The organism is Microbispora bryophytorum (assembly GCF_006874465.1).
Taxonomy (GTDB): domain Bacteria; phylum Actinomycetota; class Actinomycetes; order Streptosporangiales; family Streptosporangiaceae; genus Microbispora; species Microbispora bryophytorum.
Genome location: NZ_VIRL01000036.1, coordinates 1 through 19,270, shown reverse-complemented (window position 1 = coordinate 19,270; position 19,270 = coordinate 1). Strand labels below are relative to the sequence as shown.

At 69.2% G+C, this 19,270-nt stretch carries 15 protein-coding genes; 8 read left to right on the top strand and 7 right to left on the bottom strand.

What is annotated here, in order from left to right; translation table 11 throughout:
- Positions 1 to 44: 44 nt before the first annotated feature.
- From FLX07_RS34965 to FLX07_RS34950, 4 genes are all read right to left on the bottom strand, one after another.
- Entirely contained in the window at positions 45 to 863 is an 819-nt protein-coding gene (locus FLX07_RS34965) for an alpha/beta fold hydrolase (RefSeq protein WP_142576116.1), read from the bottom strand.
- 575 nt (positions 864 to 1,438) lie between these two features.
- Positions 1,439 to 2,458, bottom strand: coding sequence for a phosphotransferase family protein (locus FLX07_RS34960; RefSeq protein ID WP_142576114.1), 1,020 nt, complete (start codon positions 2,456 to 2,458; stop codon positions 1,439 to 1,441).
- On the bottom strand, positions 2,440 to 2,724 hold the full coding sequence (locus FLX07_RS37300) for a hypothetical protein (RefSeq protein WP_208762557.1): 285 nt from the start codon (positions 2,722 to 2,724) through the stop codon (positions 2,440 to 2,442). Before FLX07_RS37300 ends, FLX07_RS34960 begins: the two co-directional genes overlap by 19 nt.
- A gap of 40 nt (positions 2,725 to 2,764) precedes the next feature.
- Positions 2,765 to 4,237: an arabinofuranosidase catalytic domain-containing protein gene (locus FLX07_RS34950; RefSeq protein WP_142576111.1), complete on the bottom strand. Its 1,473-nt coding sequence runs from the start codon at positions 4,235 to 4,237 to the stop codon at positions 2,765 to 2,767.
- Between the two features lie 858 nt (positions 4,238 to 5,095).
- Between FLX07_RS34950 and FLX07_RS34945 the strand changes: the two genes are divergently transcribed.
- Entirely contained in the window at positions 5,096 to 6,727 is a 1,632-nt protein-coding gene (locus FLX07_RS34945; protein ID WP_208762556.1) for a cellulose binding domain-containing protein, read from the top strand.
- 61 nt (positions 6,728 to 6,788) lie between these two features.
- On the opposite strand, the gene FLX07_RS36780 is transcribed toward FLX07_RS34945, so the two are convergent.
- Positions 6,789 to 6,944, bottom strand: a complete 156-nt coding sequence (locus tag FLX07_RS36780) for a hypothetical protein (protein WP_167748508.1) — start codon at positions 6,942 to 6,944, stop codon at positions 6,789 to 6,791.
- 3 nt (positions 6,945 to 6,947) lie between these two features.
- On the opposite strand from FLX07_RS36780, the gene FLX07_RS34940 reads away from it, so the two are divergent.
- A complete protein-coding gene (locus tag FLX07_RS34940; RefSeq protein ID WP_142576108.1) occupies positions 6,948 to 7,526 on the top strand; it encodes an NADAR family protein in 579 nt (192 codons plus the stop codon).
- Positions 7,523 to 8,023: a GNAT family N-acetyltransferase gene (locus FLX07_RS34935; protein ID WP_229689986.1), complete on the top strand. Its 501-nt coding sequence runs from the start codon at positions 7,523 to 7,525 to the stop codon at positions 8,021 to 8,023. The genes FLX07_RS34940 and FLX07_RS34935 overlap by 4 nt, the downstream gene beginning before the upstream one ends.
- A gap of 19 nt (positions 8,024 to 8,042) precedes the next feature.
- On the opposite strand, the gene FLX07_RS34930 is transcribed toward FLX07_RS34935, so the two are convergent.
- Positions 8,043 to 10,787 (bottom strand): beta-L-arabinofuranosidase domain-containing protein, encoded by a 2,745-nt coding sequence (locus tag FLX07_RS34930; RefSeq protein ID WP_142576106.1) that lies wholly within the window; start codon positions 10,785 to 10,787, stop codon positions 8,043 to 8,045.
- A gap of 566 nt (positions 10,788 to 11,353) precedes the next feature.
- Here FLX07_RS34930 and FLX07_RS34925 point away from each other — a divergent pair.
- The 3 genes from FLX07_RS34925 to FLX07_RS34915 all read left to right on the top strand — a co-directional run bounded on the left by FLX07_RS34925 (position 11,354) and on the right by FLX07_RS34915 (position 16,345).
- Entirely contained in the window at positions 11,354 to 12,952 is a 1,599-nt protein-coding gene (locus FLX07_RS34925; protein WP_142576104.1) for a lectin, read from the top strand.
- A 301-nt stretch (positions 12,953 to 13,253) separates the two neighbouring features.
- On the top strand, positions 13,254 to 13,925 hold the full coding sequence (locus FLX07_RS34920; RefSeq protein ID WP_142576102.1) for a FadR/GntR family transcriptional regulator: 672 nt from the start codon (positions 13,254 to 13,256) through the stop codon (positions 13,923 to 13,925).
- A 269-nt stretch (positions 13,926 to 14,194) separates the two neighbouring features.
- Complete coding sequence (locus FLX07_RS34915) at positions 14,195 to 16,345, top strand: glycoside hydrolase family 44 protein (protein ID WP_208762555.1); 2,151 nt, start codon at positions 14,195 to 14,197, stop codon at positions 16,343 to 16,345.
- A gap of 42 nt (positions 16,346 to 16,387) precedes the next feature.
- Here the strand turns inward: FLX07_RS34915 and FLX07_RS34910 are convergent, their stop codons facing one another.
- On the bottom strand, positions 16,388 to 16,876 hold the full coding sequence (locus FLX07_RS34910; protein WP_142576098.1) for a hypothetical protein: 489 nt from the start codon (positions 16,874 to 16,876) through the stop codon (positions 16,388 to 16,390).
- Positions 16,877 to 17,097: 221 nt separating this feature from the next.
- On the opposite strand from FLX07_RS34910, the gene FLX07_RS34905 reads away from it, so the two are divergent.
- Entirely contained in the window at positions 17,098 to 18,438 is a 1,341-nt protein-coding gene (locus FLX07_RS34905; protein WP_208762554.1) for a M1 family metallopeptidase, read from the top strand.
- Positions 18,439 to 18,599: 161 nt separating this feature from the next.
- Entirely contained in the window at positions 18,600 to 19,121 is a 522-nt protein-coding gene (locus FLX07_RS34900; RefSeq protein WP_142576094.1) for a YbhB/YbcL family Raf kinase inhibitor-like protein, read from the top strand.
- The last annotated feature ends 149 nt before the right edge of the window (positions 19,122 to 19,270 follow it).

Sequence of the window (19,270 nt, the reverse complement as noted above, 5' to 3'; positions counted from 1 at the left end):
GGGGCTGCCGCTCACCCGCCTGCACCACTTTGCCCAACCCCGCGTCAGCCCTTGACGAACTCGAGCAGATCGCCGTTGAACTGGTCGATTTGGGTGGCGAACAAGCCGTGTCCGGCCGTGGGGTACTCCTTGTAGACGCAGCCGGGGATCAGCTTGGCCGTACGCCGCCCGGTCAGGTCGATGAGGGCCGACTGATCTGCGGCACCGTGCACGACGAGCGCCGGCACGGTGATCCGGCGCAGCCCCTCGCGGTGATCGGTGCGGGCCGTCGCGCGCCACAACTCGATGCCTGCCATCGGCGCGGTCTCCAGACACCGGCGCACGCCCTGCTCCACCAGCGCGGGCGAGACGTCGTTGCCAAGGTGGGTGGCGTAGAAGCCCTGCGCCCGGTCGGCGAACCACTTGGGCCTGTCGATACGGAACTGCTTGACGGCCGCCTCCGACAACTCGATCGGCAGGCCCTCCGGGTTGTCCTCGGTGCGCATGACGAACGGCAGCATCGCCGAGACGAAGGCGACCCTGGCGACCCGGTCCTCACCATGCCTGGCCAGGTAGCGAGCCACCTCGGCGCCGCCGGTCGAATGCCCGACGATGGTCACGTCACGCAGGTCGAGGTACTCGATCAGACCGGCGATGTCATCGGCGAGGGTGTCGAAGTCGTAGCCGGTACCGGGCCGATCGGAGCCACCGTGCCCGCGCCGGTCGAGCAGCACGCATCGGTAGCCCTCCTCCACGAAGAACGGCACCTGGTACTCCCACATATCGGAGGCCAGCGACCAACTCGCCACGAACACGATGGGCTCGCCGGTTCCGTAGTCCTCGTAGGCCAGGCGGGTGCCGTCGGCAGCATCATAAAAAGGCATCGTCGCAACTCCTTGGTAGTGGAACGTGGCTTGATACAAGTAACCGACGCACAGCCGCGTCGATGACGCATGGGGAACGCGCGGTCCTACCGCTTCCTGTTCGCGCGCGGATCGCGCTGTGTGCCGGAGACGGCCGCGACGCACACGGCGGTACCCACACGCCGGTCCATCCGCAGATAAGGCGCCAGGATGAGGAGGAACGACGCCGTCGTCATGGAATAGAGCAGAATGATGGCCACCCCGGCGGGTCGGTTTCGTTCCAGGCGGCGACGTAGCGGGCGACGAGCCGGTCGACGTGATGCATGCGGAGCTCCTTCGTGTTGTGTCCTTGCTGGTCACAAACGTACGGAGATCCACAGAGCGGGGAATCTGTCACGCTTAGGCATTTCGCCTGATCATGATCGAAGGTGGATAGGTAGTCCGGCGGGAACAGGCTGCGAGGGCTGAGCACCGCGGCTCGGTCGCCGTGCTCGATTCGGTACGGCCGGCGCGGGCGCTTCTCAGCGTGCGATGAGGGACGGGATTCGATGCGTCGAAGGTTCTGTCACCCTTGTGTGCGGAGGGCGCCTATCGGGTCACCAGATCCCGAGGTCGTGTGCGAGATGGTCTGCCTCGCGGGCCCATCGGGCGCAGAGTGAAAGCCCGGCGGCTCGGGCGGCGTAACGGGCGTCCGGGTCGACGGTGGTGTCGCCGCCGTAGTCGGTGTGCTGGTCGGCTGAAGCCGTTTCGAGGCTTCTGGCGGTGAGCCAGTCATATTTCACCGCGGAGGCGCAGATCCCGAGCCGCACCAGGCGTTCGTCGCCGGTCCAGCCGGCTTCGTTCAGGCCTTCGAGGTAGGCCCGGGTGGCCCGGCGATCGAGGTCGCCGAGCAGTTGGTGGGGAACGAGCAGGTCGAAGACGGAGTCGGGGACGAGGTTGCCGATGTCTTCGCCCAGGACGCCGTCACCGACGAAGGCCCAGTCGAGCAACACCACTTCGCCGGTCGGGCGTCGGATGATGTTGTTTGGCCAGACGTCCAGGTGGCAGACGGTGCGAGGCACGGTCTGCATGAGCGACAACAGGCGTTCCCGGTCGAGGTGAAGGCGGTGAAGCCCCTCGCGGAGCTCCGGCGGGAAGTGGTCTTTGATCAGTTGCTGGGACCACGCTCGGTCCTCCTCGAGGAGACGCCAGTCCGCAGGCCGGGAAGTGCTGTAGTCCCGGAGGAAACCTCGGCTGAGCCATGGATATTCAGGAAGGTCTTTGCGTCCCTGGCTGCGACCGAGCGCCCGGGCGGTCTCAACGAGATCCTGGACGGACAACTGTGACGAGTGGTGGCCTTGCACGTCCTCCAGCAGCAGTTCGATCTCCTCGTCGCCGACTTCCCGAATGTCGAGGACCGTCGGTGCGCCGAGGCCAAGCTGTCGGGGGAGGCCGGTTTCGTAGGCGAGTGCCTCTCGACGCCAGTAGTTCCAGTGTGCCGGGTCGGCTGAGGAGGCCCAGTGGCCAGGGGCGTCGTCACGGCGATGGGTGAGGACCTTATGGACGACGTTGCCGTCCCGCCAGATACCGCCGGTCACTCCGTTGAGCCGGTTGTGGGTCAGATGCTGAAGAGACATTCGGCAACTCTAAAGGTCCCATGGTTCCTGTCTGCTGGACGATCACGAGCCGCTCGATCGGCCGGTCGAGGTGCGGACGTCGGGCTGCCAAGGTGGACGGTGGCGCTGCGGACGGCGAGCTCGCGCATGGCCTCCAGCTTCTGCGCGGCAGCGGCCGGCGTGGTCTCGATCGCGGCGACCTCACCGAGCCGGTCTGCGTCCCCGGCCAGGCCGGGGACGCAGACCGTGAGCGTGAGGTCGAGCTGACCGGCCACGAGGCGGTCCATGTGAAGGCGTCGCCGCGATCGGCGTACGGCGATTTTCGGATCAGCGGTAGCCGGCGGCGACGACGTCGGCCTGCACGGCGTTCTCGGTCGCGTCGGACGGGTAACCCGAGACGATGGCTCCTTCGTAGAAGGTGCCCTGGCTCTGGTTGGTGTTGGTGGCGCAGCAGTCGCCGCCGCTGCCCAGAATGATCGCGCCCTGCTTCCTCATCGGGCTGTAGCCGCGGGGAAGCGCGCCGTCGTAGAGGGTGTACAGGCTGCCGGACTGCGCGTTGCTGCCCTTGATCGCGAAGCGTGAGGTGCCGTTGTTCTTCAGCGTCGCGGTGACGAACTTGCTGGTGAACGCCCTCTGGTTGTAGTTCCACGACTGGCTGCCACCGGGGTAGAGGCCGTATTCGAGGTCGGCCTGGACCCACGGGCCGGACCCGGAGCAGCCGCCGAACCAGCAGCTCGTGCCGAAGTAGATGGCGTCCATCGCGCCGGCCCCGTCGGCCTTCCTGGTCGTCTCACTGTTGCCGTAGTCGAAGCAGCAACCGCCGTTGACGTGGGTGCCACTGGTCACCATGTACATGCCCTCGGGCGCGCTTCCCGTCGGCACGCCGGTCAGATGACCGTCCCGCCAGTAGCTGTTGCCGGGCTTGATGTACAGCGAGTACGCCTTGCTGCCGCCGACCGTCAGCGACTCGGATGTCGCGCTCGCGGCGGTGTCCCTGCCACCGGCCCCGCCGGGCCCCTGGTAGGCGACGTCGTTGCCGTGCCCGGACTGGTCGTACACGACGGTGATCACGCAGGACGTGCCGGAGCAGAAGGAGTCCTGCGCCGAGGCGTTGGCGACACCGCCCTGAGCCAGGACGCCGATGTTCCTGGTCGCGTTGTCGGAGGAGCGCCGCACCTGGTAGAGGTTGCCGTTGTAGGAGCTGTAGAGCGCGCGCGTGGTGCTGTGCGCGGCCACACACGGGGTGCCACCGGCGGCGTAGATGTCGCACGGCTTGCTCGACACCGGTGTGGACGACGGGCTGGCCGAAGGACTCGGGGAAGGGCTCGGGGACGGGTTCGCGGACGGGCTGACGCGGGGGCTGGGACTGGGGCTTGGCGAACTAGTGACGCCACCGGTGCAGGCCGTGCCGTTGAGCGTGAAGCTCGCCGGCGCCGGGTTGGTGCCGTTCCAGGAAGCGTTGAAGCCGAAGGACGTGCTCGCGCCGGTGGCCAGCGTCGCGTTGTAGCCCGCGTCGGCGACCGTCACCTGGGCGCCCGACTGCGTCACCGAGCCGCTCCACAGCTGCGTGATCGTCTGCCCCGCGGCGAACGACCAGCTCAACCGCCACCCGTTGATCGCGTCACCGAGGTTGGTGATGCTCACGTTCGTGCCGAAGCCGCCCGGCCACTGGTTCGTGACCGAGTAGTCCACGCGGCAGCCCGTGGCCGCATGCGCGGCGGGCGCGGTCAGCGCACCGGCCGCGCCGGCCACGGCGACGAGCCCGGTGGCAATCCAGAGCCGCAGGCGAGGGATCTTCATCCGTACTCCCGGTGGTTCGTTTCCCGTCTTCACAGCGGTCGGCGGCGGTCCGGCGGCGGTCGGCGACAGCACAGGCGGCTCGGCGTTCTCGCGAGCCGGCAGAGAGGGCAGATCCCACTGTTAGCGTTAACATTCATCTGCGGGACCTGTCCTTCTCTGCCGGAACATGTGCTGGTGGTGGTGCGGCGGAGCAAATACGACGCGAGGGAGCCTCGTCAAGGTCCCGGTCCTTTCCGCGCCGGCCCTCGGTCCGCCGGGGGCCCGCCCCACCTGCTCCCATCAGGGCGAGGTCCGGTCGCTCGCGAGGTATGGGAGGTGAAAGTTTCAGGCTGAAGAAGTCATAACATTCCGGGCTCTGACCGCCCCGTTATCGACCGATGAGGCCTTTCCGCAGGGGGCCGGAGAAACTTTCACCGATCATGCCCCTCACCAGCGCAGGCCAGCGGCGATAAGCTCCCAGCGCCTCCACGAAATAATTCGAGATTCTCTTGACAGTTTTCGTCGCGGTTTCCACACTGAGTCCCGAAGCGGCCTCCTGCCGGGGTCGGTGGTGACGGCAGGAGTTCCGGTCGCGGCGCCGCGAGTGTCGCATCGGCAGCGGTGGCGACGCGTCGTCCGCTTCACCTGCCCGTAGACCCGGTGCCGGGCGCTCACCCCACGAGGGCCCTCCGGCAGGACAAGGCTCTGCGACTGATTCCCGTCGGCGTACTCGACCGGTTCACCAGGAACAACGGCCGCACCGCTCAGAACGCGCCCGAGCCGGCGCAGGGCGGCAGCGCGGCCACGCCCGCCGCCACCTGCGCGAGCCCTTGGTCCTCGGCATTCGCCACACATCCGTAGCTCACTCATGGAGGATCCGTGCGGAACGTGAAAGTCCTACTCGCCGCGGGCGTACTCGCAGGCGCCTCGATCGCCCTGCAGGACCCGGCCGGCGCTCTGGAGAACGGCGTGGCCCGCACGCCGCCCATGGGCTGGAACAGCTGGAACACGTTCGGCTGCAACATCAACGAGACGTTGATCAAACAGATGGCCGACACGATCGTCAGCTCCGGGCTGCGCGACCTGGGCTACAAGTACGTCGTGGTCGACGACTGCTGGTTCAACCCCAACCGCGACTCGTCGGGGAACCTGCAGGGCAACCCGTCGCGGTTCCCGAGCGGGATGAAGGCGCTCGGCGACTACCTGCACGCCAAGGGGCTGAAGTTCGGCATCTACCAGGTGCCGGTGGACAAGACCTGCGCGCAGTACTTCGGTAGCTATCCTGGCGCGACCGGCAGCCAGGGACACGAGGCCCAGGACGCCCGGCAGTTCGCCGCCTGGGGCGTGGACTACCTGAAGTACGACTGGTGCTCGCCCAACGGCTCCATCGACGACCAGGTCCGCACGTTCGCGAAGATGCGTGACGCGCTGGCGGCGACCGGACGGCCGATCGTCTACAGCATCAACTCCAACAGCATCCACGCCAAGACGGGGCCGCAGCGCGACTGGGGCGACGTGGCCAACATCTGGCGGACGACCGAGGACATCACCAACAAGTGGGACACCGGTCAGACCAACGGATACCCGATGGGCATCCAGAACATCGTCAACGTCACCGTCCCGCTGGCGTCGTACGCGAGACCTGGGGCGTTCAACGACCCGGACATGATGGAGGTCGGCCGCGGCGGCATGACCGACACCGAGATGCGCAGCCACTTCGCCCTCTGGGCGATGATGGCCTCACCTCTGATCGCCGGAAACGACCTGCGCAGCATGGACTCGGCGACGCAGACCATCCTGAAGAACCAGAACCTCATCGCGATCAACCAGGATTCGCTCGGCCTGCAGGCCCGCCAGATCAGCAACGACGGAACCCGCCGCGTGCTGGCCAAGAAGCTGAGCAACGGCGACGTCGCGGTAGCCCTGTTCAACCAGGGCGGCGGCACGACCACGATCAGCACCACCGCGTCCGCGATCGGGCTGTCCGGCGGCTCGTTCACCTTGCGCGACGCGTGGACGAACGCCGTCAGCGCCAGCACCGGCGCCATCTCGGCAAGCGTGCCGTCACACGGCACCGTCGTCTACCGGGTCAGCGGCGGCGCGACCTCGTCGCCCAGCCCCACGCCGTCACCCACTCCGTCACCCACGCCGTCGCCGTCCCTTACACCGTCCCCCTCCCCCAGCCCGTCGCCGACGCCGGGCGGGCAGCCGGGCGCCTGCACGGCGACCTACAAGCAGATCAACGACTGGGGCAGCGGCTTCCAGGGTGAGGTCACCGTCAGCAACAACGGGTCGACCTCGCTGAACGGCTGGACCGTGACGATGACCCTGGCCAGCGGCCAGAGCATTACGAGCCTGTGGAACGGCGTGAACACCGGCACCAGCGGCGCCGTCACCGTCAAGAACGCCCCCTACAACGGCACCGTCGCCGGTGCCGGCTCGACGGCCTTCGGATTCACCGCGAACGGCAGCGGCTCGGCCCCCACCGGCGTCACCTGCACGAGCCCGTGATCTTCGTCAGGGGCCGAGTGCGTCCGGCCGGTCGATCACGGCCCCTGACACCGATCCTCGTTCACGACGTCGTCACGGGCAGGAGGAGCTGCGGTGGCCGGTCGCCGCGCTCGATCGCCTGCGCCAGGCCGGCGACGTCGACGACATCTCCGTCCGGCCCATAGCGGAACGGTGCGGCGGCGAAACTCGATGGCCGGGACGAGATGGTCTGTGGCACGGTGTGGGCGTGTCCGAGCAGATCGTGTTACCGCGCAGTGTGGACGAGGCGGTCGCCGCGGAGCGGGACGGCCGCGCCCTCCGCTACCTATACTTCTGGGGCCACCGGCCGGCCCGCGACGGCGGGGTCGGCCCCGGCTGCCTGTCGCAGTGGTGGCCGGCCGCCTTCACGGAGGACGGCCACACCTTCGCCTCGGCCGAGCATTACATGATGGCGCACAAGGCCTGGCTGTTCGGCGACGCGCCAACCGCCGAACGCGTCCTCACAGCCGGTCACCCGAACGAGGCCAAGAAGCTCGGCCGGGCGGTACGCGACTTCGACGAGCAGGTCTGGGCCGCGCACCGGTTCGGCGTCGTGGTCCGCGGCAGCATCGCCAAGTTCGGCCAGAACCCCGAGCTGTCGCGCTTCCTGCTCGCGACCGCCGGCCGGGTGCTGGTCGAGGCCAGCCCACTCGACCGGGTCTGGGGCATCGGCCTGACCGCCGACGACGAACGCGCCGCCTCCCCCTCGTCCTGGCAGGGCCTCAACCTGCTCGGCTTCGCCCTGATGGCGGCCCGCGACGCCCTGGAGACCGGCTCGTGAGCGCCGGCGCCCGCGCTGCCCGGCCCAGCCGCGGGGGACGGTCCGCCCCCGGCACGCCGCCCCTGATCCGCCGCGCCGGGATCGGTGACGCCGAAGGCATCGCCGAGGTGTTCCTCGCCGCCCGGGCCGGGATGACGTACCTGCCCCGGCTGCACGGCGACGAGGAGACCCGGGCGTGGATCGCCGGCGTCGTGCTCCCCTCGTCGCAGGTGTGGGTCGCCGAGCTTCGGGGCCGGATCGTGGGATTCGCCGCCCTGCGCGGACAGTGGCTGGACCACCTCTACCTCGCGCCCGCCACGCAGAACGGCGGCGTCGGGAGCGCGCTGCTCGACCACGTCAAGAAGGCGCGCCCCCGCGGACTCGACCTGCGTGTGTTCCAGCGGAACACCGGCGCCCGGCGTTTCTACGAGCGGCACGGCTTCACCCTCGTCGCCGAGGACGACGGCAGCGGCAACGAGGAGAACCTGCCCGACGCCCACTACCGCCTGCGGCCCTGACCGCCCGCTCACCTCCGGACTAGACGAACCGCCACAGGTGGTCGTTCGCTCCGTTGTCGTCGGCGAGCACGATCTGGGCGCCCTGGGCGGTGGAGCCGCCGCTGACGCCGAGGACCCGGCCGCCGTTGGCGCACTGGATGCGGAAGTATCCGTTGGATCCGTACCGCAGCCGCCACCGGTGGTCGCTCGTGCCGTTGTCGGCCCACTGAAGCACCCGGGCTCCGGCGGCCGTGCTCGCGTTCTCCACGCCGAGCACCTTTCCGCTGTTGGAGTTGCGCAGGCGCAGGTAGCCGCCGGAGTCCACGACGGCGGTCCACAGGTGGTCGGCCGTGCCGCTGTCGCCCCACTGGATCACCAGGCCGCCGTCGGCCGTGGACATGTTCTGCACGCCCAGCACCATCCCGCTGGCCAGGTTCTGGATGCGCCGGGCCCCGTTGGGCACGAACCGCCACTGGTTGTCCGCGCCGCCGTTGTCGGAGTCCTGCACGGCCTGGGTTCCGTTGGCGGTCGAGCCGCCCTGGATGGCGAGCAGCTTGCCGCTGTTGACGTTGCGGATCTTGTGGGAGCCGTCGCCGGCGTCGATGACGGTCCAGCGGTGGTCGGCGGTGCCGTTGTCGGTCCACTGCAGCACGCGGGCGTTGTCGGTGGCCGACATGTTCTCCACCCCGAGAACCTTGCCGCTGTTGACGTTGCGCAGCCGTACGGCGGTGCCGTCGACGACCATTTCCCAGTCGTGGTCGGCGGTGCCGCTGTCGGTCCACTGCAGCGCGAGACCGCCGTCGGCGGTGGACATGTTCTGGATGCCCAGGACGAGGCCGCTGGCCGCGTTGACCAGCCGGTAGCTCGCGTTCCCGCCGCCTCCTCCGCCGCCACTGGTGTTCCAGTAGACGGTGTAGTTGTGCCCGTGCGCGTCGTAGAACGGGATCAGGGTGACCGCGGAGCCGCCCGCGCTCGCGGTGAAGGTGAGCGCCGTGGTGCCGGTCCGGGTGATCGAGGAGGTGTTCAGGGCGGGCAGCGCCGACAGCGCGGTGTTGCCGTAGTTTCCGGACAGGACGACCGGGCCGTACGTGATCGCGGCGACGTTGGGGTTGTCGTTGGCGGCCTTCATGACCACCCGCATCGGCAGGCTGACGGTGACGGTGTCGCCGGAGGTCCAGGTGCGGGTGAGGGTCGCGTACGTGCCGGGGGTGGTGTCCACGTTCTGCTGCTGGCCGTTGACGCTGATCGTCGCCCCGGTGGCCCAGCCGGGGATGCGGACGCGCATCGACCACGACCCGCCGGTGCCGCCGGTGACCTGCAGGGTGACGGTGTCGCTCGCGGGATAGGACGTCGTCTGGGTGACCGTGATCCCCCGCTGGGTCCAGTTCAGGACCGACGGCGTGAACAGGTTCACGATCAGTGTGGTGCCGTTGTAGAAGTAGACGGAGTCCATCAGCGCCGTGTTGACCTCCACACCCGTGCCCTGGCAGCACCAGAAGGAGTTGTAGTCGGTGCTGTAGGTGCCGCCGCCCCACGCCGGGCCCACGCCACGGCGGCCTCCCGGCTTGAGCGGGGTGAAGTAGGTGACGTGCCCGTGGCCGTCGGCGGGGTTCTGCGCGCCGATGACGTGGTTGAACAGCGCCTGCTCGTAGAAGTCGAAGTACGCCGCCCGGTTCGGGTCGAGCAGCCACAGCTCGCGCGTCAGCTTGAGCATGTTGTAGCTGTTGCAGTGCTCGCAGGTGTCGTTGGTGAGATAGCCGGCGATGGCGTTGGGCGCCCGGAAGTGCTCGGCCTGGCTGTTGCCGCCGATCGCGTAGGTGTGCGCGCCGACGGTGATGTTCCAGGCGTTGGCGGCGATGTCCCGGTAGCGGGTGGTGCCGGTCGCCTTGTACTCGCGGGCGGCGCCGATCCACTTGGGCACCTGGGTGTTGGCGTGCAGACCGTTGAGCTGGTCCTGGCCGGACGCGAGGGGGTTGAACACCGCCGCGTGGTCGAACCGCTGAGCCGCGGTCAGCCAGCGGGAGTCGCCGGTCTGCTGGTAGAGGTCGGTCAGCACCGCGTTCATGCCGCCGAACTCGGTGCCCAGCATGTTCTGCATCTGGCTGCCGCTCAGCCTGGCGGTCCGCCAGTCCACCCAGCCGGCCAGCGCCAGCAGCACGTCACGCGCCTGCGTGCTGCCGATGTACCGCCACACGTCGAGCAGCCCGGCCATCGTCTTGTGCACGCAGTAGTACGGCACGTTGCCGTTGCTCAGTGTGCGTGCTTCGAGGGCGGTGAAGTCGGACTCGGGGAAGCCGGACAGATATCCGGTGTTGAACCCGGCGGCGCCGTTGTTGGCCTGGCACTTGGCCAGCTCGGCCACCATGTGGTTCGCCTTGTCCCGGCATGTGGTGTCACCGAGCACGGCGTAGGCCTGGGCCCACGCGGTCAGGAAGTGCCCCTGCACGTGGGTGCGGAACGGAAACGTCGGGGCGTCCCACCCCCCGTTCGTGGCGGCGCCGTTGGTGGACAGCCGGTGGTTGGCCCGGAAGTTGTACAGCAACCGGTCGGCGTCGACGAACCGCAGATACGACAGCGTCCGGTTCTGGTTGTCCAGCCAGCGGCCCCCCGTCAGCCGCACCTGCCCGAGCTCGAAGGCGTACGCCGACACGCCGATGTCGGCCCGGGCCGGCGCGACCGCGGCTCCGGCCGCTCCGGCGCCGGCGATCTCCCCCACGGCGGAGGCCACAACGGCGGCCCCGGCGGTCTGAAGCAGCCGGCGGCGGCTGAGGGACGAGGGCGACACGTGGCCTCCTGAACTTCTCCGTCTTGTTAGCGTTAACAGATTCAGGCACTCGCCATTCGGCGTGAATGACGTCGAACGAGGCGCGGAACACCCGCAGAACCGACGGCGGTCACCCGTCACAGGAGCTGCGGTGGGCGGCGAGAACCGCCGCCCACCACCGCTCCGACAGGAGACCACCCGGGCTCAGTTTGGAAACCGTCCCCGAAATCTGTCAAGACTGAGTCGGAAAGTTTCGCGTGATCATTCATGGAGGAAGCTCTCCTGCCTGCGGCGATGGCGAATCCCGCCGCCGCAACGTTCCGGAAATGTCCGGTAGCGGCGCTCTCGGCTGAAACTTTCAACCGAGCGCGTGTCCCGGATCGACGACCGCGCCCGGTGAGGGCAGGCGGCACGGCATTCGGCCACGCATCCGCGCCGCAGCCCACTTGACGGGATCGGCGGGGTCGTATTTGCTCCGCCGCACACCACAAAGCACCCGGCAGGAGAGCCGACGGCGAGCGATGTTATCGATAACAGGACCCGGCCGGCTCCGAGGGCGACGGGCCGGGCCACGGCTAAGGAGTCAGATGCACAGGATTGTTCGATGGATGCTGGCGGCAGTGCTGGCCGCCGGGTCCCTGGTAGCCGTCGGCGGCATGACGTCGCCGGCCGCCGCGCTGGACAACGGGCTCGCCCGTACACCCCAGATGGGGTGGAACGACTGGAACAGCTTCTTCTGCAACGTCAATGAGAATCTCATCAAGCAGACCGCCGATGTGATGGTCTCCAGCGGCATGGCTGCGGCGGGCTACAAGTACGTCAACATCGACGACTGCTGGTCGACCAAGAGCCGCAACTCCAGCGGGGACCTGGTGGCGGACCCGCAGAAGTTCCCGAGCGGCATGAAGGCGCTCGCCGACTACGTCCACGCCAAGGGACTGAAGCTCGGCATCTACTCCTCGGCGGGCACCACGACCTGCGCGGGCTATCCGGCCAGCCTGGGCTACGAGCGGCGCGACGCCGCCCTGTGGGCCTCCTGGGGCATCGACTACCTGAAGTACGACAACTGCGGCGACCACCAGGGCAAGAACGGGCAGCAGCGCTACACGGCGATGCGTGACGCGCTCGCCGCCACCGGACGTCCGATCCTGTTCAGCCTGTGCAACTGGGGCCAGGAGAGCGTCTGGACCTGGGGCATGCAGACCGGCAACTCCTGGCGCACCACGGGCGACATCCAGGGGAACTGGAACTCGGTCATGGGCATCCTGGACCAGCAGGTCGGGCTGGAGGCGTACTCGGGACCGGGCGGCTGGAACGACCCCGACATGCTGGAGGTCGGCAACGGCTCGCTGAGCGGAACCGAGGGCAGGGCGCACTTCAGCCTCTGGGCGCTGCTGAACGCGCCTCTCATCGCGGGCAACGACATCCGCTCGATGAGCGCCGACACCCGTACGATCCTGACCAACACCGAGGTCATCGCGGTCAACCAGGACTGGGGCGGCCGGCAGGGCTCCAAGATCAGCGACAACGGCAACCTCGAAGTCTGGCGCAAGCCGATGTCGAACGGCTCGGTCGCGGTCGTGCTGCTCAACCGGGGCAGCGGCACGGCGACCGTGTCCACCACCGCCTCCGCCCTCGGCCTGGGCGCGGCGGCCTCCTACTCCGTGCGCGACCTGTGGGCGCACACGACCGGCTCCTCCTCCGGGTCGATCAGCGCGTCGGTGCCCGCGCACGGCGCCGCGATGTACGTCGTGAGCGGAGGGGGCCTGGTCACGCCGTCCCCCACGCCCACCCCCACCGGAACGAACGCGATCAAGGGAGTGCAGTCGGGCCGGTGCCTGGACGTCACCGGCGTCTCCCAGGCCAACGGCGCCCTGGCGCAGATCTGGGACTGCAACGGCCAGTCCAACCAGCAGTGGACCCCGACCTCCTCGGGTGAGCTGCGGGTCTACGGCAACAAGTGCCTGGACGTCAACGGTGCGAGCACCGCCGACGGCGCCAGCGTGCTCATCTGGGACTGCAACGGGCAGAACAACCAGAAGTGGCGGTTCAACTCCGACGGCAGCATCACCGCCGTGGGCGCGAACAAGTGCCTGGACGCCTACAACAACGGCACCGCCAACGGCACCAAGGTCATCATCTGGACCTGCAACGGCCAGTCCAACCAGCGCTGGACCCGCGCCTGACCGACCGGCACCGGCGCCGGAGGCGGCCACCGCCGCCCCCGGCGCCGGGCACCCGGCGATAACCCGACGGCTCTTCGAGAACCCGGCGGCTCTTCGAGCGCCTCCGTCTGTCCGTCGCGATCCGCGTCGGCGGGGAGGAGGAGATCGGAGGAACCGGTGACACCGTTCCTCCTTCCCGATGCCGACAAATGGCGGCGCCTCGGCAGAGGCAGGTCCGGTGCGCACGCGATCCCACTCCTTTACACTGCTAGAGATCCGATGTATGCGGCCTCGTTCGCGAGGAGACAGTGGAGGAGGCTCCGTGGCGGTCACGGACGCGGCGATCGACAGGATCAAGCAGATGATCACGTCGGGCGAGCTCGCTCCGGGTGACCGGCTGCCGAAGGAGGCCGATCTGGCCGAACGGCTCGGTCTGTCCCGCAACTCCCTGCGGGAGGCCGTCCGCGCCCTCGCTCTGATCAACGTGCTCGACGTGCGGCAGGGCGACGGCACCTACGTCACCAGCCTGCAGCCCCACCTGCTTCTGGAGGCGATGTCGTTCGTCGTGGACTTCCACCGCGACGACACCGTGCTGCAGTTTCTGGAGGTGCGGCGGGTCCTGGAGCCCGCCGCCACCGCGATGGCGGCGATGAACATGTCCGACGAGGACGTCAAGGAGCTCCGCGCCATCCTCGACGCACTGCCCGACGAGCCCACCGTGGAGGAGATGGTCACCAACGACCTGCGGTTCCACCGGCACATCGCGGCGGGGTCGGGCAATCCGGTGCTGTGCTCGCTGATCGACAGCCTCTCGGGGCCGACGACGCGGGCCCGCGTGTGGCGCGGCCTCACCCAGGAGGGAGCGCTCGACGACACCCGGGAGCAGCACGTGATGATCTCCGACGCGATCGCGGCCCGGAGGCCGGATGTGGCCAGAGCCTGGGCCACGGTCCACGTGGCAGGGGTCGAGGAGTGGCTCCGCCGCACGCTGTGAACCGGCGCGGGCCCCGGTGCCGCCGCCCGGCAGACAGCGTGGTCGGGAAATCCGCGTCGTCGGGAAACGCAGCGTCGTCGGGAAACGCAGCGTCGTCGTGAAACTTCCATGCGCGCATCAGGGGATGTGGCTGCTCAACGCGTGCCCACGGTGCTCCGGCGAACCGCGTTCTTGTTCCCGTCCGGGGTCTTGGCCAGCGTGATGGCCTGGCCGCGCGGCGGATGCTCCCCTCGCATCCCGCGGCCACCACAGGACTCGGAAGGAGACCCGTGCGAACGCGAACGCTCCCGATCGCCCTCACCGCGGCGATCGCCCTGTCGATCGGCGCGGCCGGTCAGCTGCCCGCCCTCGCGGCCGCCGACGGCCCCGCGCTGACGGTGGACACCACCACCGGGCGGCACCCCATCAGTCCGTACATCTACGGGATGAACTTCGCGGACGAGGCGCTGGCCAAGGAGCTGCGTCTTCCGGTGCGCCGGTGGGGCGGCAACGCGACGACCCGCTACAACTACCTGTACGACACCAGCAACCGCGCCTCCGACTGGTTCTTCGAGAACATCGCCGAGGACAACTCGGACCCGTCGAAACTGCCGGACGGCTCCACCACCGACCGGTTCGTCGAGCAGGACCGGCGCACCGGCACCGACACGATCCTCACCGTCCCGCTGATCGGCTGGGTCCCCAAGGGCCGCGACGCCTCCTGCGGCTTCTCCGTCACCAAATACGGCGCGCAGCAGCAGACCGACCAGTGGCGTCCCGACTGCGGCAACGGCGTGAAGCCCGACGGCACGAAGATCACCGGCAACGACCCCCACGACACGAGCGTCGAGGCCGGCGCGGCCTACGTGAAGGACTGGATCGGCCACCTCACCGGGAAGTACGGCACGGCCTCCGGCGGCGGCGTGAAGTTCTACAACCTCGACAACGAGCCCGACATCTGGCACAGCACACACCGCGACGTCCACCCCGAGGGCGCGAGCTCGGTCGAGCTGCGCGACAAGGCCTACCTCATCGGTGCCGCCGTCAAGGCCGCCGACCCCGGCGCGAAGACGCTCGGCCCGGTCGGCTGGGGCTGGTCCTCCTGGGACTACTCCGGCCTCGACCAGGAGACCTGCGGCCGCACCAACTGCTGGTCGAACCCTCCGGACAAGGAGGTCCGCGGCGGCCTTCCGTTCACCACCTGGTACCTGCGGCAGATGAAGAACTACGAGGACGAGCACGGCCTGCGCGTCCTCGACTACTTCGACGAGCACTTCTACCCGCAGGCGTCCGGCATCGCCTTCGGCGCCGGCGGCAACCCGACCACCGACGCCCTGCGGCTGCGCTCCACCCGGGCGCTGTGGGACCCGTCGTACACGGACGAGAGCTGGATCAACACGCAGATCCGGCTCATCCCGCGGATGAAGGAGCTGGTGGCCGCCGAGTATCCCGGCACCAGGACCGCGATCACCGAGTACAACTGGGGCGCCCTCGACCACATCAACGGAGCCCTGGCCCAGGCCGACATCCTCGGCATCTTCGGCCGTGAGGGCCTCGACCTCGCCACCCTGTGGAGCCCGCCCACGGCCTCGCAGCCCGGCGCGTACGCCTTCCGGATGTACCTGAACTACGACGGCGAGGGCGGCCGGTTCGGTGAGACGGCGGTCGGCGCGACCAGCGCCGACCAGGGCAAGCTGGCGGTGTACGCCGCCGAGCGGGCCTCCGACGAGGCGCTCACGCTCGTCGTGGTGAACAAGACCGGCGACGACCTGACCAGCGAGGTCGCCGTCAAGGGACGCGACGGCGGCGGGAGCGCCCAGGTCTATCGGTACGGCGCGGCCGACACGTCGGCCATCGTTCGCGACGCCGACGTGCAGGTCGGGGCCGGCGGCTTCACCGGCACGTTCCCGGCCAACTCGATCAGTACCGTCGTGATCCCCGCCGGCGCCGGCCCCTCTCCGTCGCCCTCGCCGTCGCCGTCGGCGTCTCCCTCCCCGTCCCCCTCCCCCTCGCCGTCGCCGTCGCCGTCGCCGAGCCCCAGCCCGTCGCCCAGCCCGTCGCCCTCGCCCAGCCCCTCGCCCAGCCCCTCGCCGAGTTCCTCGCCGACGCCTGCCGGCTCCTGCACGGTGACGTACACGGTCACCAACCAGTGGCCCGGCGGCTTCCAGGCCGGGGTCCGGATCGTCAATCGGGGGACCACGGCGGTGAAGGGCTGGCGGCTCGGCTGGACGTACGGCACCGGGCAGGCCGTGACCCAGCTGTGGGACGGCTCCTACACCCAGAGCGGATCGAAGGTGACGGTCACCAACGCCGCCTACAACGCCACGATCGCGGCGAACGGCGGCAGCGTGACCTTCGGCTTCCTCGGCCGCTGGGACAACGGCACCAACCCCGCGCCCAAGCAGTTCACGCTCAACGGATCGCCCTGCGCGACGGGCTGACCCGCTGATCCCGGTGCCTGCCTTCCCCGGCAGGCACCGGGATCAGTCCACCATCGCGCCCTTGTCGCGTCCGCACGCGCTGAAGCCGTCGTGCCGGCCGCATGCCTTGACGAGGGTGTAATCCCGCCAGACGGCCATCGGAGTGGAGACCGCCTGGCCGTCGCCGCCCACCGGGAAGGGACCGCGCCGATGCCACGGGCCGCCACCCGGCGGCCAGACGTCGAGCCAGACGGCGTCGTCCGGCCGGGTGCGGCCGGTGAGCGTCGCCCAGTAGTGCCACTCTCCACGCGGGCCCGCGTCCCCGCGCCACAGCGTGACGTCCACCGCGGCGCCCCACTTGTCGCTCGTCAGCGAGTACACCGGCCTGGCGTTCTTCACGGTCTGGGGGTTCGGCCGCGACCAGCCGCGGCAGTCGATCGGCCGATCACCACCGGGTCCGGCGGACGCCGCGCAGGACGAAGAGGGGAAGGCCAGGACCACGGCCGCGGCGACGATCACCGAGGCGGCCCTGCCATGCCTGGTTCGAACCACCCTTGACCCTCCCCGAATGCCGCTGCCACCACCCGGACGAGTATCGATGACACTGTGTGTCCATGCAATCGCCGTACGTGAACGAGTGGCCGGCGCCGGCCGGGGTGATCGTGCCGCCGGAGGGACCAGAACCGCAAAAAGCACGCATTGACCGCCATTTGACAAAAAGTTACATTCATCGGCAGATCGGGGGTCCGGGCGCTCGGAAGGAGACCCTCCTCATGGTGCGACGATTCCTGATCACCGCGGCGGCGGCCGTGCTCGTCCTCGTCTGCGGGGTTCCGCCCGCCGCTCACGCCGTGGACGGGACAAGGACGCCGGGATCGCCCTCCTACACGGTCACCTTGACCAGCAACGCCTCGGGCAGCACGTGGACGGGGCATGAGAGTGTCACCTTCGCCAACGCGTCGGCGGACCCCCTCACGGAGGTCTACCTCCGCCTATGGGACAACTATCACGGCACGTGCCCGTCCACACCGGTCACCGTGACCAACGTGACCGGGGGCACGCCGTCCCCGCTGTCGGTCTCCTGCACCGCTCTGAAGATCACCCTGCCCGCGCCGCTCGCCCAGAACCAGAGCGCCTCGATCGGGTTCGACCTCAGCATCGTCGTGCCCAGCGGCGCCGACCGGTTCGGGCGCGACGGGTCCTACACCTTCGTCGGCAACGCGCTGCCGGTCCTGGCGGTCCGCGACGCGAGCGGCTGGCACCTCGATCCGTACAGCAACAACGGCGAGTCCTTCTACACGCTGATCAGCGACTACTCGGTGACGCTCGACCACCCGACATCGCTGCTGGTGCCGGCGACCGGCACCTCCGTCGACACGCCGGGAACGTCCGGCCGCACGATCACCAAGGCGACCGCGAAGAACGTGCGCGAGTTCGCCTGGGCGGCCGGTCCGTTCGTGAAGACCACGAGCACCACCACGACGGGCGTGGTCGTGAACGTCTACCGGGTGAGCTCGATCAGCTCCGGCAGCGCGAGCTCGATGATGACCACGGCGAAGAACGCGCTCGTCGCCCACGCGGGTCGGTTCGGCTCCTACCCGTACGGCGAGGCGGACGTGGTGCTGGACAACAACTTCTGGTTCGGCGGCATGGAGTATCCGGGCTTCGTGCTCGACGTGGTCAGCTCCACCGCGCTCGCCCACGAACTGGCCCACCAGTGGTGGTACGGCATCGTCGGCGACGACGAGTACACCAGCCCGTGGCTGGACGAGTCGTTCACCGACTACGCCACCGACCTCTACAACGGCGTTTCGGGCACCAACTGCTGGAACAGCGTCTCCTGGCGGTCGTCGGCGGAGAAGATCAGCAACTCGATGGCCTACTGGGACGCCCATTCGAGCCGGTACGGCACCGTCGTCTACACCTACGGCAAGTGCGCGCTGCACGACCTGCGGCGCGCGATCGGCACGACGGCGATGCAGAACCTGCTGAAGAACTACGCCACCGCCCACTGGTACGGAGTCTCGACCACCGCGGACTTCAAGGCCGCCGCCCAGGCCGCCACCTCCGTCGACCTGTCGTCGTTCTGGACGACCCACCGCATCGACGGCTGAGCGCATCCGGCGTCCCGCTCCCGGCCCGGCCGGGAGCGGCGAGCGCGGCCAGGTCCACACACATACGCGTGCGCCGGTGGCCGTCGGCGGATGAGCAGGTGCGCCGTCACGAGGACGCCTTTCCTGCCGCGCGGGCGTGCTCCGCCACCTATCCTGGCGGCATGAAGATCGGCACGCTGATCGCCGCCGTCCTGCTGGCGGTCGTCCTCCCGGGATGCTCGTCGGAGGGCGCGGCGCCCGCGGACGCTCTGAAGGTGAGCAGCCCGGCCTTCGCCGAGGGCGCCGCGATCCCCGGGAAACACGTGTGCGCCGGGCAGGGAGGCCGGGACGTCTCGCCTCCGCTGGCCTGGAGCGGCGTCCCCGAATCCGCTCAGGAGCTGGCGATCGTGGTGGACGACCCGGATGCCGCCGGCGGCACGTACATCCACTGGATCGCGACCGGCATCCCCGCCACCGAGACGAGCGTGCCCGAGGGCGGGTCCCCGGGGAAGGTCCTGCCGGGCAGCAACGGCACGGCCGGCTACGCCGGCCCCTGCCCGCCGAGCGGCGTGCATCACTACCACTTCATCGTCTACGCGCTGCGCGGCCCGATCACACCGGACGGCGACGCGACGGCGGTGCACCAGCGGATCAAGGACGCGGCGATCGCCTCGGGCGAGACCGTCGGCACCTGGGGCGGCTGACCGGCGACCCGCACGCCGAGCGGGATGCTCCTATGGATGTCAAGCTGCGAGTTTTTGATCATTTGGTGTGGTGATGATCCGGTAGAGCTCGCGGGCGACGTAGCGTTTGAGGCAGCGGATGATCTCTTTTTTGGAGAGTCCGTCTTTGG

Excerpts from the sequence above, each read along its gene's own strand:
- FLX07_RS34965 (WP_142576116.1), bottom strand. The coding sequence starts at position 863 with ATGCCTTTTTATGATGCTGCCGACGGCACCCGCCTGGCCTACGAGGAC.
- FLX07_RS34960 (WP_142576114.1), bottom strand. The coding sequence starts at position 2,458 with ATGTCTCTTCAGCATCTGACCCACAACCGGCTCAACGGAGTGACCGGC.
- FLX07_RS37300 (WP_208762557.1), bottom strand. The coding sequence starts at position 2,724 with ATGGACCGCCTCGTGGCCGGTCAGCTCGACCTCACGCTCACGGTCTGC.
- FLX07_RS34950 (WP_142576111.1), bottom strand. The coding sequence starts at position 4,237 with ATGAAGATCCCTCGCCTGCGGCTCTGGATTGCCACCGGGCTCGTCGCC.
- FLX07_RS34925 (WP_142576104.1), top strand. The coding sequence starts at position 11,354 with ATGCACAGGATTGTTCGATGGATGCTGGCGGCAGTGCTGGCCGCCGGG.
- FLX07_RS34905 (WP_208762554.1), top strand. The coding sequence starts at position 17,098 with ATGGTGCGACGATTCCTGATCACCGCGGCGGCGGCCGTGCTCGTCCTC.
- FLX07_RS34900 (WP_142576094.1), top strand. The coding sequence starts at position 18,600 with ATGAAGATCGGCACGCTGATCGCCGCCGTCCTGCTGGCGGTCGTCCTC.